The 12,990-nt window shown below is 62.2% G+C and carries 11 protein-coding genes; 8 read left to right on the top strand and 3 right to left on the bottom strand.

The features are described 5' to 3' along the window. Nucleotides 1–22: 22 nt before the first annotated feature. The gene (locus tag CDV46_RS18695; protein WP_058376170.1) at nt 23–616 is read left to right on the top strand and encodes a MarC family protein; all 594 of its coding nucleotides are present in this window, start codon (nt 23–25) and stop codon (nt 614–616) included. Between the two features lie 96 nt (nt 617–712). Here the strand turns inward: CDV46_RS18695 and CDV46_RS18690 are convergent, their stop codons facing one another. Both CDV46_RS18690 and ffh read right to left on the bottom strand, forming a co-directional pair. Then, nucleotides 713–1,261 (bottom strand): hypoxanthine-guanine phosphoribosyltransferase, encoded by a 549-nt coding sequence (locus tag CDV46_RS18690; protein ID WP_058376169.1) that lies wholly within the window; start codon nt 1,259–1,261, stop codon nt 713–715. Nucleotides 1,262–1,402: 141 nt separating this feature from the next. Next, on the bottom strand, nt 1,403–2,767 hold the full coding sequence (gene ffh / locus CDV46_RS18685) for a signal recognition particle protein (RefSeq protein WP_058376168.1): 1,365 nt from the start codon (nt 2,765–2,767) through the stop codon (nt 1,403–1,405). A 103-nt stretch (nt 2,768–2,870) separates the two neighbouring features. Between ffh and CDV46_RS18680 the strand changes: the two genes are divergently transcribed. The 5 genes from CDV46_RS18680 to CDV46_RS18660 all read left to right on the top strand — a co-directional run bounded on the left by CDV46_RS18680 (nt 2,871) and on the right by CDV46_RS18660 (nt 9,169). Beyond that, a complete protein-coding gene (locus CDV46_RS18680; protein ID WP_087686378.1) occupies nt 2,871–3,755 on the top strand; it encodes a cytochrome C assembly family protein in 885 nt (294 codons plus the stop codon). Nucleotides 3,756–3,761: 6 nt separating this feature from the next. Continuing rightward, nucleotides 3,762–4,040 carry a PP0621 family protein gene (locus CDV46_RS18675; protein WP_058376166.1) on the top strand — a complete coding sequence of 93 codons (279 nt, stop codon included), beginning with the start codon at nt 3,762–3,764 and terminating at the stop codon, nt 4,038–4,040. A 223-nt stretch (nt 4,041–4,263) separates the two neighbouring features. Next, nucleotides 4,264–4,776 (top strand): DUF1269 domain-containing protein, encoded by a 513-nt coding sequence (locus CDV46_RS18670; protein WP_058379914.1) that lies wholly within the window; start codon nt 4,264–4,266, stop codon nt 4,774–4,776. Between the two features lie 439 nt (nt 4,777–5,215). Continuing rightward, complete coding sequence (gene ampD, locus CDV46_RS18665) at nt 5,216–5,842, top strand: 1,6-anhydro-N-acetylmuramyl-L-alanine amidase AmpD (RefSeq protein WP_087686380.1); 627 nt, start codon at nt 5,216–5,218, stop codon at nt 5,840–5,842. A 375-nt stretch (nt 5,843–6,217) separates the two neighbouring features. After that, entirely contained in the window at nt 6,218–9,169 is a 2,952-nt protein-coding gene (locus CDV46_RS18660) for a ribonucleoside-diphosphate reductase subunit alpha (protein ID WP_087686381.1), read from the top strand. 107 nt (nt 9,170–9,276) lie between these two features. On the opposite strand, the gene CDV46_RS18655 is transcribed toward CDV46_RS18660, so the two are convergent. After that, a complete protein-coding gene (locus CDV46_RS18655) occupies nt 9,277–10,242 on the bottom strand; it encodes an aldose epimerase family protein (protein ID WP_087724193.1) in 966 nt (321 codons plus the stop codon). Nucleotides 10,243–10,897: 655 nt separating this feature from the next. Between CDV46_RS18655 and CDV46_RS18650 the strand changes: the two genes are divergently transcribed. Further along, nucleotides 10,898–12,049 carry a ribonucleotide-diphosphate reductase subunit beta gene (locus CDV46_RS18650; RefSeq protein ID WP_087686383.1) on the top strand — a complete coding sequence of 384 codons (1,152 nt, stop codon included), beginning with the start codon at nt 10,898–10,900 and terminating at the stop codon, nt 12,047–12,049. 716 nt (nt 12,050–12,765) lie between these two features. Then, on the top strand, nt 12,766–12,990 hold a 225-nt coding region (locus CDV46_RS18645), incomplete at its 3' end, for a hypothetical protein (RefSeq protein ID WP_176399117.1).

Here is a 12,990-nt window from a genome sequence, read left to right as displayed (position 1 = left end):
TCATATCCAGAGCATTCTCCGTATGGAATACACGTTCGCTTCGGCCACGATCCTGCTGCTGCTCATCACGGATCCGTTCGGCAATATCCCGATTTTCGTCAACGCGTTGCGTAACGTGCCCGCATCGCGACGGCCGCGCGTGATCGTGCGAGAGGTGCTGATCGCGTTCGCGATTCTGCTGCTGTTCATGCTTGTGGGCGATCGCTTCCTGCGGATGATGAGCCTGACCGATCTGTCGCTGCAACTGGCGGGCGGCATCGTGCTGTTTCTGATTGCGCTGCGCATGATCTTCCCGCATCCCGATCAGGGCTCGCTGCCGACGGCGGGTGAGCCGCTCATCGTGCCGCTGGCGATTCCCGCGCTTGCCGGGCCGTCGGCGCTGGCAACCGTCATGCTGCTGGTGTCGCAACAGCCGGGCAGGATGCTCGAATGGATTACGGCGCTGAGCGTGACGATGGCCGTGTGTGCCGTGGTGCTGTTGCTGGCCGACCGCATCGAGCGCCTGCTTGGGTCACGCGTGGTGGCGGCGTTCGAGCGTCTGATGGGGCTGATTCTCGTGGCGATCTCGGTCGAGATGATCCTCAAGGGCGTGAAAGTCTTCGTGCATCAGTTCTGAGCGCATGCATCGAAGGCATCGCTGGCATCGGCAGCAAAAGAAAAGGGCCCCGAGGGGCCCTTTCTTCATGGCGACCTGACTGACGTCAACACGACATCAGCGCGGCGTCGTCAGTGCGCGAATCGTCGGCAGGTTACGCCAGTAACCCTTGGCATCCATGCCGCAGCCGAAGACGTAGCGATCGGGCACGGTAAAGCCGCAAAAGTCGGGATGCGACGGCTTGTCCTTGGCGAGAATCTTCTCGCACAGCACGGCGCTGTAGAACTTCGACGCGCCCATCTCGAGAATCCGGTCACGAATGGCGGCCATCGTCGCACCTTCGTCGAGGATGTCGTCGAGCACGAGCACCACGCGATCACGCACCGAGTCACGCGGGGCGACACGCCACTGCATGGCACCGCCAGTGGTGGTGTTGTTGTAGCGCGAGAGGTGGATATAGTCGAACTCGAGCGGGAAGTCGAGGCGCGGCAGCAGCATGCCGGTGAAGACGGCGGCGCCGCCCATGACCGACAGCACCATCGGGAATTCGTCGCCGATGGCGGCCTTGATGGCACCGGCCATCTGGTCGACCGAGGCGTTGACCTGATCGGACGAGACGATTTCTTCGGAATTACGGAAAACTTCGAGGGCTTCTTCGCGGTTCATATGGGGCGACCCTGTATCACTTGTTGCGGGGGATGTCGCTATTTGCGGCCCGGAGTATATACGGAATAGCCGGCGTTGACCGGATCTGTCCGAAATCTGACGGGCCGCAACCCTGCGACCGGGGAGAGAACGTCTGCGCGCTTAGCGCATGCCCGGCATCATGCCCTTCATGCTGCGCATCATCTTCATCATGCCGCCGCCCTTGAGCTTCTTCATCATCGTGCGCATCTGGTCGTACTGATTGAGCATGCGGTTGACTTCCTGCACCTGCACACCTGCACCGGCAGCGATGCGGCGCTTGCGGCTGGCCTTGATCAGTTCCGGCTTGGCGCGCTCGGTCGGCGTCATCGAGTTGATGATGCCTTCCATGCGGCGGACCTGCTTCTCGGCCTGATCCATATTGGTCTGGCTGGCGGCGGCCTGGAACTGCGCCGGCAGCTTGTCCATGAGCGAGGAAAGCCCGCCCATCTTCTTCATCTGGCCGATCTGCGCCTTGAAGTCGTTCAGATCGAAGTCGCCGCCTTTCTTGACCTTCTCTGCGAGCTTCTGGGCGGCCTGCACGTCCACGCCGCGCTGGGCTTCCTCGACGAGCGCGAGAATGTCGCCCATGCCGAGAATCCGGTTCGCCATGCGGTCCGGGTGGAAGACTTCGAGGCCGTCGAGCTTTTCGCCCACACCGACGAACTTGATCGGCTTGCCAGTGATATGACGCACCGACAGCGCGGCACCGCCACGCGAGTCACCGTCGAGCTTGGTGAGCACAACGCCGGTGAGCGGCAGCGCTTCGTTGAAGGCACGGGCGGTGTTCACGGCGTCCTGACCGAGCATGGCGTCGACGACGAACAGCGTTTCGATCGGTTTCAGCTCCGTATGCAGGGCGGTAATTTCCTGCATCATCGCTTCGTCGATACCCAGACGGCCGGCCGTGTCGACGAGCAGCACGTCGTGGTGATGGCGGCGTGCCCAGTCCACCGCCGCGCGGGCGATGTCGACCGGTTTCTGATCGGGTTGCGACGGGAAGAAGTCGGCGTCGACCTGTTCGGTCACCGTCTGCAACTGCGCGATAGCGGCAGGGCGGTAGACGTCGACGGAAACGGTGAGGACTTTCTTCTTCTGCGCGCGCAGCAGCTTGGCGAGCTTACCGACGGTGGTGGTCTTACCCGCACCTTGCAGACCGGCCATCAGGATGATGGCGGGCGGGGTGGTGGCGAGATTGAGTTCGGCGGCGCGGCCTTCGTAGTCGCCGCCCATGAGCGCGGTGAGTTCGCGCTGGACCACACCCACGAGCGCCTGACCCGGCGAGAGGCTGCCGACGACTTCTTCGCCGAGCGCCTTTTCGCGCACCTTGGCGACGAAATCGCGGACCACGGGCAGGGCAACGTCGGCCTCAAGCAGGGCAAGGCGCACTTCGCGCAGCATTTCCTGCGTGTTGGCCTCGGTCAGACGGGCTTCGCCGCGCAGGGTCTTGACGACCTTGGCAAGGCGCGTAGTGAGATTGTCGAGCATGAAACGTATCCTGTAAGACCCGCAGTGGCCCGGTGGGCGGGCGTGCCCGGGCGAGTGAGCAGCACGGCAGCGCGCCCGTCATGGGCTGGTGTAAACTTCAAACATGACTATTTTACTGTATGCGCTGACCGCCATCCTCTACGCCGGGTTGGCGGTTTGTTCTTGGCAAGGTTACCGGCGCGATGCCGCACTCGCGATGGCGGGCGGGCAACTCGCGCCTGCGCCGGTCACGGGCACGCCTTCGCGCTGGCCGATGCAGCTTTCGCTGTTCGTCGCGCTCGCGCTGCACGGGGTGTTGCTGCATCAGACGATCTTCCGTGCCGACAGCATGCACTTCGGTTTCGCGTACATGCTCTCGGCCATGCTCTGGCTCTCAGTGGGCATCTACTGGATCGAAAGTTTCTTCTTCCCGCTCGACAGCCTGCGGCTAATGGTCACACCGATCGCGGCGGTGGCCTGCATCCTGCCGCTGATCTTTCCCGACGTGCGAATTCTCGGCTTTGCGGCCGAACCGATCTTCAAGGTGCACTTCATCATCGCGAACATGGCGTATGGCCTGTTCGCACTCGCGGCGCTGCATGCGCTGCTGATGATTTATGCCGAGCGGCAGCTGCATCCGTCGCGCGGCAGCGAGCCGACTGGCTGGCTTGCCCGCTGGCTCGAAACACTGCCGCCGCTGCTCACGATGGAGAAGCTGCTGTTCCGCCTGATCGGTGCGGGCTTCGTGCTGCTCACGCTGACGCTGATTTCCGGCGTGATGTTCTCCGAGGCGCTCTTCGGGCGCGCGGTGCGCATCGATCACAAGACCGTGTTCGCGGTGGTGTCTTGGCTGATGTTCGGCGCGGTGCTGCTGGGGCGGCATTTTTATGGGTGGCGCGGTAAGGTCGCGCTGCGTTGGGTTCTGGCGTCATTCGTGGCGCTGTTGCTGGCGTATGTCGGTTCTCGCTTCGTGCTAGAGGTGGTGCTGCATCGCATGACGGAGACTTGAAGCGCGATGCGCAATATCTTGCTGTTACTGGTGTTGTTGGTGCTGGGCACCTGGTGGATGCGTCATAACGAGCGCAAGCGCGATGCCGATCGCATGCGCCCGCCGCCCGCGAACGGGGCGAAGACCACCGTGCAACAGTCGCTGCCGCCGGCCGAGCGCATGGTGCGCTGCCAGGAGTGCGATACCTATCTGCCCGAGAGCGACGCGATACATGGCGCCGGCGGCACGCATTTTTGCAGTGGCGCGCATCGCGACGCCTATCTCGCGCGCGAACGCCGCGCCTGAGCCCCGAAGCGCGGCCTCACCGCGCATACGTCGGGGCCCATTCCTCGCATATTCCCCGCGCTTTCTTTCCCGCTGCCTCTCTCTATTAGCAAGCCTGCCCCGGTGGCCGGCTTGCGCATGCCTGTCGCATGCACTAAAACACAGTAACCAGCCCCGTACAAAACAAGAACAAGCATGACGAGACGGGATGGGGGATCAGTCGACAGGAGGGCGCCATATGTTGATGCGCAGACGGATGTATTTCCTTCTTCCCGATTTGGCGAGTGCGCAGCGCACGATGAGTGACCTGCTGCTGGCGCGAATCGAGGAGCGTCACATCCACTTCATGGCACGTGACGAAATGGACCTGGAGGGACTGCACGAGGCTAACCTCCTACAGACTTCCGATATCGTGCACGGCGCCGAAGCCGGGCTCGTGATCGGTGGCTTCTGTGGGCTGGCAGTCGGTGCAGTCGCGGCGTTTTTCCCCATCGTGGGCACACGTCCCCAATGGGAGTTGATGATCATTACCGCGCCGCTCGGTTCGCTGTTCGGCGCGTGGGTGTCGAGCATGATCGGCGTATCGGTGCCGAACTCGCGGCTCAAGATGTTCCGCGAGCCGCTGGAGCAAGGCCAGATTCTGCTGATGGTCGATGTGCGCGAGAGCCGCGTCGACGAGGTTCGCGAGATGTTGAAAGCGCACCATCCCGAAGCGCATATGGAAGGGGTGGAGGCGGCGATTCCGGCATTTCCGTGATCGATGGGTTCATCCGGCCGGCAACGGCCAATGGCGCCGCCCCTGTGAGCGGTGCGGGGTGGTACGCGTGTTGCACGACACGAGTCCGTTGCCACCCCCGGGCGTGGCAACGCCCATGGAAGCCTCTCGGCCTAGAACGGCGAGAGGCTTCTTCTTTGGGGATTCTGCCGATTTTTTTCCGGGCATCGGGCGGGCACAGTAGCGGGAGTGCGCATCACATCGCGCGTCATATCGAGCATCCCTTGACACCCCACCGCGACCGTTGGGCCCCGCGTCGGCGGCGTTACGCCAAGTGGGCTACAATGGCGCCCCTCGCTCTACGGGAGATCGCCGTGCCCGTCATGCTCCAGTCATTTGTGTCCCCTATCGTTGCCCACCGGCCGGATCGCCGCGTCAGCGCTTGCGCTGCGGTATCTCGTATGTTGTCGCGGGGCGCGGCATGAACGCACCGGATCGATCGAAGGTCGAAGGCGCGCCGAACCGGCTGCCGGTCTTCACGCTCGACACCGAAGGCTGGGTGCGCGAAGCGCAGCGACTGCCATCGCCGAATTTCGATGCACGTCCGGCCGGGCTGCCGACCGACTTGCTCGTGGTGCACAACATCTCGCTGCCGCCGGGGCAGTTCGGGGGCGACGAGATTCCCGCGTTCTTCCAGAACCGGCTCGACCACGACGCGCATCCGTTCTTCGACGAGATTCGCGGCGTGCACGTGTCGTCGCACTTTCTCGTGCGCCGTGATGGTGCGTTGCAACAGTTCGTGTCGTGCGACGCCCGCGCATGGCACGCCGGTGCATCGTCGTTCGAAGGGCGGGCGCGCTGCAACGACTTCTCGATCGGGGTGGAGCTGGAAGGCACCGACGAGACGCCGTTCACCGAGGCGCAGTACGCGACGCTGGCGGCGCTGACGCAAACGTTGCAGCTGCGTTACCCGATTCAAGCTGTCGCCGGACATGCCGATATAGCACCGGGCCGGAAGACGGATCCGGGGCCGCATTTCGAGTGGCAGCGGTGGCGCCGGATGGCGGGCCTGAACCCCGCGATGTTGCCGTTTCAGCCGGCGGATTAACCCCCATGCCGGACTAGGTTTTGCTTGACACGGCGACGCCACGGGCCTTCCCGGCGACACAAATTTTTGAGTTTGCGGAGTGCGTCATCTCCACTATACTTAGTGCCAATTCGGGTGCCGACCACTATATGTAGTGGTTTTTCATGAGGTCGGCGCAGGAAGCAATATCCATCAATACCGTGCTGTCCCGCGGCGTTTTGTGGGGCGGTACAGCAGCAAAGCCGTGCAGCGGACACCTCGAACCCTTGGCCGTCCGTCGGTCGTACGGTGTTCAGCACTTCGCTCCATCGGCGCCCCCAAGGGCGCATTTTTGCCGGCCGTCAAACTGGTAGAGACGCGCTAACAGCACCATCTCATTGGAACGGGAGTTTTTACATGCAGACTAACGAAAACCTCACCCGCCCGAACCCGACGGCCGCCGCGAATGCCGGCAGCACGGGTGCGTCGGCGCCCCAAACCACGGGCGCCTTCGAACCGGCGACCAACGCCGACTTCAAAGTGATTCGACGTAACGGCGCGGTGGTGGGTTTCGAGCCGTCGAAGATCGCCATCGCCGTGACCAAGGCGTTCCTCGCCGTGAACGGCGGTCAGGGTGCGGCTTCGGCGCGTGTTCGCGAACTCGTGGAGCAACTGACGCAAGCCGTCGTGCGTGCGCTGGTGCGCAGCCGCCCGAACGGCGGTACGTTCCACATCGAAGACATTCAGGATCAGGTCGAACTCGCGCTCATGCGCGAAGGCGAGCACAACGTCGCACGTGCCTACGTGCTGTATCGCGAAAAGCGTTCGCAAGAGCGTGCTCACTCGGTCGAAACCACGCAAGAATCGGCAGCGCCTGACGCGCCGGTGCTGCGTGTCACCGACAACGGCGTGACGCGCTCCCTCGACATGGGCGTGCTGCGTGGCGTAGTGCAGGCCGCTTGCGAAAACCTCGGCAACGAAGTCAGCGCCGAGCCGATTCTGACTGAAACCCTCAAGAACCTGTACGACGGCGTGCCGCTGTCGCAGGTGTACGACTCGGCGATCCTCGCCTCGCGTACCCTCATCGAGAAAGAGCCGGCGTACAGCCTCGTCACCGCTCGTATTCTGATGCACACGATCCGCCGCGAAATCCTCGGCGAAGAAGTGCCGCAGGGCGAGATGGCAGCCCGTTACGTCGAATACTTCCCGCGCTTCATCAAGCAAGGCGTGGAAGCCGAACTGCTCGACGAGCAACTGCTCACGTATGACCTGGCCAAGCTGGGCGCCGCACTCGACGCGTCGCGCGACCTCCAGTTCAACTATCTGGGTCTGCAAACGCTGTACGACCGCTACTTCCTGCATATCGACAGCCATCGCATCGAAATGCCGCAGGCGTTCTACATGCGCGTGGCAATGGGTCTGGCATTGAACGAAGTCGAGCGCGAAGCGCGTGCGATCGAGTTCTATCAGATCCTCTCGAGCTTCGACTTCATGAGCTCGACCCCGACGCTGTTCAATTCGGGTACGCGCCGCTCGCAGCTGTCGTCGTGCTACCTGACGACCGTCTCGGACGATCTGGAAGGCATTTACGAAGCGCTCAAGGAAAACGCACTGCTGTCGAAGTTTGCCGGCGGTCTGGGCAACGACTGGACGCAGGTTCGCGCGCTCGGCTCGCACATCAAGGGCACGAACGGCAAGAGCCAGGGCGTGGTGCCGTTCCTGAAGGTGGTCAACGACACGGCCGTGGCCGTGAACCAGGGCGGCAAGCGCAAGGGCGCGGTCTGCGCGTACCTGGAAACGTGGCACCTGGATATCGAAGAATTCCTGGAACTGCGCAAGAACACCGGCGACGACCGTCGCCGTACGCACGACATGAACACGGCGAACTGGATTCCCGATCTGTTCATGAAGCGCGTGATGGAAGGCGGTGAATGGACGCTGTTCTCGCCGTCGACCTGCCCGGACCTGCACGACAAGTACGGCAAGGCCTTCGAGCAGGCGTACACCGCCTACGAAGACAAGGCGGCGCGCGGCGAACTGAAGCTGTTCAAGAAGGTGCCGGCACAAGCACTCTGGCGCAAGATGCTGGGCATGCTGTTCGAAACCGGCCACCCGTGGATCACGTTCAAGGACCCGTGCAACATCCGTTCGCCGCAGCAGCACGTGGGCGTGGTGCACTCGTCGAACCTGTGCACGGAAATCACGCTGAACACGAGCGAGACCGAAATTGCCGTGTGTAACCTCGGCTCGGTGAACCTGGTGGCTCACCTGAAGCAGACGGCCAACGGCTACGAGCTGGATCACGAGAAGCTGCAACGCACCGTTCGCGTGGCGATGCGCATGCTCGACAACGTGATCGACATCAATTACTACGCCGTGACGAAGGCGCGTAATTCGAACCTGCATCACCGTCCGGTGGGCATGGGCATCATGGGCTTCCAGGACTGCCTGCACCTGCTGCGCACGCCGTACGCGTCCGACGATGCCGTCGAGTTCGCCGACCGTTCGATGGAAGCCGTTTGCTACTACGCCTACTGGGCGTCGAGCGAGCTGGCCAAGGAACGCGGTCAGTACTCGTCGTACAAGGGCTCGCTGTGGGATCGTGGCATCCTGCCGCAAGACTCGATCAAGCTGCTGGCTGAAGAGCGCGGTGGCTACCTCGAAGTCGACCAGTCGGCAACGCTGGACTGGGACAGCCTGCGCAAGCACATCGCTTCGCACGGCATGCGCAACTCGAACTGCGTGGCGATCGCACCGACCGCAACGATCTCGAACATCATCGGCGTGTCGGCCTGTATCGAGCCGACGTTCCAGAACCTGTACGTGAAGTCGAACCTGTCGGGCGAATTCACGGTGGTGAACGAGTATCTGGTGCGTGATCTGAAGGCGCGTGGCCTGTGGGACGAAGTGATGGTCGCCGACCTGAAGTACTTCGACGGCTCGCTCTCGCGTATCGACCGCGTGCCGGCCGATCTGCGCGAAATCTACGCCACGGCGTTCGAAGTCGAGCCGAAGTGGCTGGTCGAAGCGGCCTCGCGTCGTCAGAAGTGGATCGATCAGGCGCAGTCGCTCAATATCTATATGGGCGGCGCTTCGGGCAAGAAGCTCGACGAGACGTACAAGCTGGCGTGGACGCGCGGTCTGAAGACCACGTACTACCTCCGTACGATGTCGGCCACGCACGTCGAGAAGTCGACGGTGAATCACGGCGCGCTGAACTCGGTGAGTTCGGGCGGTGTGACGCCGACGAGCAGCTTCTCGGCCGAGCCGACCTCGCCGTTGGCCCAGCCGATGCCGGAAGCCGAAGGCGCGGTCTGCACGATGCGTCCGGGCGATGCCGGTTTCGACGAGTGCGAAGCCTGCCAGTAAGTTGAGTTCGTGCCGGTGCCGGTTCGGTGCCGGCCACTCGGAAAAAAACCCGTCGGTCCCTCAGGGCGACGGGGTTTTTTCTTGGGTGTCTTCCCGCTCAGGTCAGGTCACGCCAGATCAATCCGCATCGACAGGTTGAGCGTCTCGCCATGCGGCACCCGGGCGTGGTCGTGATCGAAGTCACCGACGCGATGCGTCGACGGCTCCAGGCACAGGTAGGGGCGTCCAGCGGGCGAGTGCACCACGAGCCACGAGGCATCGTCGCTGCGCACCGTCGCCGAGCGCAGGCCGCCGGCGTAGTCGATGCGCGCATCGAACCGTCCGGCCTCGGTGGGCACTTCAGCGAACCACGTCGAGCGGCCTTTGCTGTCGAGCCCGCCGCCGACCGACACCACCTCGATGGCGCCGACATGGATGCGCTGTTCGCTCGGCCACCGGACGTCTTCCGAAGGCGAGCGCCAGATGGACTCCGCTTCGAACGTCAGACGCGCCCCGGCGGGCCAACGGAAGTAAGGATGCAGACCGAGCCCGGCCGGCATCTCGCCCGCAGAGAGATTGGTGAGCGAGAGCTGCATGTCGACACCTTGCGCATCGAGCGATATCGACAGATAGGCCTGATAGTGCCAAGGCCACTCGGGTTGTGCGGGGCTGTCGAGTTGCAGCACGCAGCAGTGCGCGCTCTCGTCCACGACTTCCCAAGGGCGGCGCAGCCCCCAGCCGTGCAGCGAACTGGAGGCCACTGCCGCGTCACGGGCGGCGATGGCTCGGCCTTGCCAATGGAGCGTGTCGTCACGCAACTGATTGGTATAGGGCAGCATCGGAAACGCGCCGGCCTTCGGCCATTCGTCCGATGCAAAGGGTTCGTTGCCGAGTGGCATGAGGTAGTCGAACAGATCGCCGCGTGTGTCGCGCCGCGCCAGTCGGGCGAGCCGCCCGCCGCAGCCCGGTTGCACTTCGGCGATCAACGACCCGGCCGAGAGCCGGAGCGGTTTGCCCGGGGTGAGGGTGAGCGGTGTCGCGCCCGGGGGAAGCGTCGCGAGGGCGCGTGCGTTGCCGGCATCAGGGGAATGCATCGTCAGTATCTCCTTCGTCTCCTTCGCGTCTTGACGCGCCGCGCGTCCGGATCTGCCGTCCGGGTTCGCTGCGCGGGTGACGCGTGACGCATAGGATACGCCCGATGTTGTCGTGCCGAGTGGCTCGCCGCCAACGTCGCGCCAGGCGCTGCGCAAACCCTACCGCCCGCCCGCAAATCGTGGCAACATGCCGGTCCCGCGGGGCTTGGCGGGCGTGGCACGAGTGTTGCGGTGTAACACTAGGTATAGTGGTTTGCATGGAGTGCGGCACTATATATAGTGGAGGGTGCTGGAATACGCGACGTAATTGTGCTAAATTTGAGTCATTCAATTCGACGTCGGGAGGTCATGATGTTGCCAGTGACGCAAGCCAACTCCCCCGTCTGCGAAGTTCCTCAAAAGTGCGCGAATGCGCCTCTGACTGGCCCCCGAAACACGGTATCGACCCTTGCGGATTTTCCGCCGCCCGTCACGCGAATCGCGCGATGATGTCCGCCGGAACGCATGGCTTTTTGCGCGTGACCCAGTAAGTTAAGTAACCATTAATTCGTATCAGCCGAGTCGCACACGCCCCAGGCGAGTGATCGGCTGATCTGCCACTTCGGCGGTGTGCGTAGTTGTGTGCACCGCATCAACCTGAACGGACCGAGACCCTATGTTGAACTGGGAAGAAGAGACCACCACCGCCAAACCTGCTGCACCGGCAGCTCCTGCCGCCAGCTTCACGCCGGCGGAGAACATCCTTGGCACGCAGGGGGATACCCCGAACGTGATCGCCTCGTCGTCGACGCGCCGCGTGAGCGCCTCCGACAAGCGCGTGATCAACGGCACGACCGACGTGAACCAACTGGTGCCGTTCAAGTACAAATGGGCGTGGGAGAAGTATCTGGCCGGTTGCGCCAACCACTGGATGCCGCAGGAAGTGAACATGTCGCGCGACATCGCCCTGTGGAAGGATCCGAATGGCCTGACCGAAGACGAGCGCCGCATCATCAAGCGCAACCTCGGCTTCTTCGTGACCGCCGACTCGCTCGCCGCGAACAACATCGTGCTCGGCACGTATCGCCACATCACCGCGCCCGAGTGCCGTCAGTTCCTGCTGCGTCAGGCGTTTGAAGAAGCGATCCACACGCACGCCTATCAGTACATCGTCGAGAGCCTGGGCCTGGACGAAGGCGAGATCTTCAACGCGTATCACGAAGTGGCGTCGATTCGCGACAAGGACGAGTTCCTGCTGCCGTTCATCGAAGTGGTTGCCGACCCGTCGTTCCAGACCGGCACGCAGGAGAATGACCAAAAGCTGCTGCGCTCGCTGATCGTGTTCGCCTGCATCATGGAAGGTCTGTTCTTCTACGTCGGCTTCACGCAGATCCTCGCGCTGGGCCGTCAGAACAAGATGACCGGTGCTGCGGAGCAGTATCAGTACATCCTTCGCGACGAGTCGATGCACTGCAACTTCGGCATCGACCTGATCAATCAGGTGAAGCTGGAAAACCCTAACCTGTGGACGCCGGAGTTCCGCGACGAGATTCGCGAGCTGTTCAAGAAGGCAGTCGAGCTGGAGTATCGCTACGCTGAAGACACGATGCCGCGCGGCGTGCTCGGTCTGAACGCGGGCATGTTCAAGAGCTATTTGCGCTTCATCGCGAACCGTCGCTGCGCACAAATCGGTCTCGAGGCGCTCTACCCGAACGAAGAGAATCCGTTCCCGTGGATGAGCGAGATGATCGACCTCAAGAAGGAGCGCAACTTCTTCGAGACGCGAGTGATCGATTATCAAACCGGCGGTGCGTTGAGCTGGGACTAAGCGTTGCGTGAAAATGGGTGCTGGCTGCAAAGCCAGCATTCATGCGGTTCTTGAGAGGGTGGTGTGTGCGTGCGAAGCACGCGTGACTTGTGCGAAGAGAAGTCAAAGCGAAGCGCAAGAGAAGGCATGAGTCACACACATCGCCCTCGTCATCGCATGCTTGTGAGTGCGTCGAAGCGATCGAAGCACGCGTGCGATGTGCATCAAATACAACAGATTGACTTCTTCGTTGCGATTGATGTGCGCTTTTTTATGCGCAAAGTATTAACATCGCATCACAAAAGAATTATTATTCGCTCAAATAAATTGCAGTCTCGATGAACACACGAAAGCACATTGCTTTCCTCCCGCGACAGAGAGCTGGTAGTTACGGAGCGTAAAAACCTTGGTGCATAGCAAGCAGTATCGCTTATCCGCTATCGCAATCTCCTCCATCCCGATGACGGGACAGGCAAGCTACCCCCCGAAGAATCTGGCGAACTCCCCCTATCAAGACAATCGAATTGCTGACGGCGATGTCGTCGGCAATTTTTTTGCGCGCGTGACCACTCATGGTAAGCGTCATGCGCGCAGCGCCGAATTCATTAGCGTAAGCCGTCGATGTCCGATGCGTACGCCGATGAATAGCCCGCTCGCCGGCGGTTCGCCGTGCGGTGGTCGGGTTTCCTTCTCAGGTAGTTTCGTTTGAGTGATATCTCACGTTAAGGAGCATTGTGATGGCTACTACTGCTAAGAAAAAACCCGCAGTCAAGAAGGCTGCTGTTGCGAAGAAGCCGGTAGCGAAGAAGGCTGCTGCTGCCAAGAAGCCTGTCGCCAAGAAGGCTGTGGCCGCTAAGAAGCCGGTCGCCAAGAAGGCTGTTGCCGCTAAGAAGCCGGCCGCCAAGAAGGTCGCCGCTAAGAAGCCGGCAGCCAAGAAAGTCGCAGTGAAGAAGGTTGCTGCG

The organism is Pandoraea sp. PE-S2T-3 (genome assembly GCF_002179965.1).
In the GTDB taxonomy this organism is placed as follows: domain Bacteria; phylum Pseudomonadota; class Gammaproteobacteria; order Burkholderiales; family Burkholderiaceae; genus Pandoraea.
This window is presented reverse-complemented; position numbering and strand designations above follow the sequence as displayed.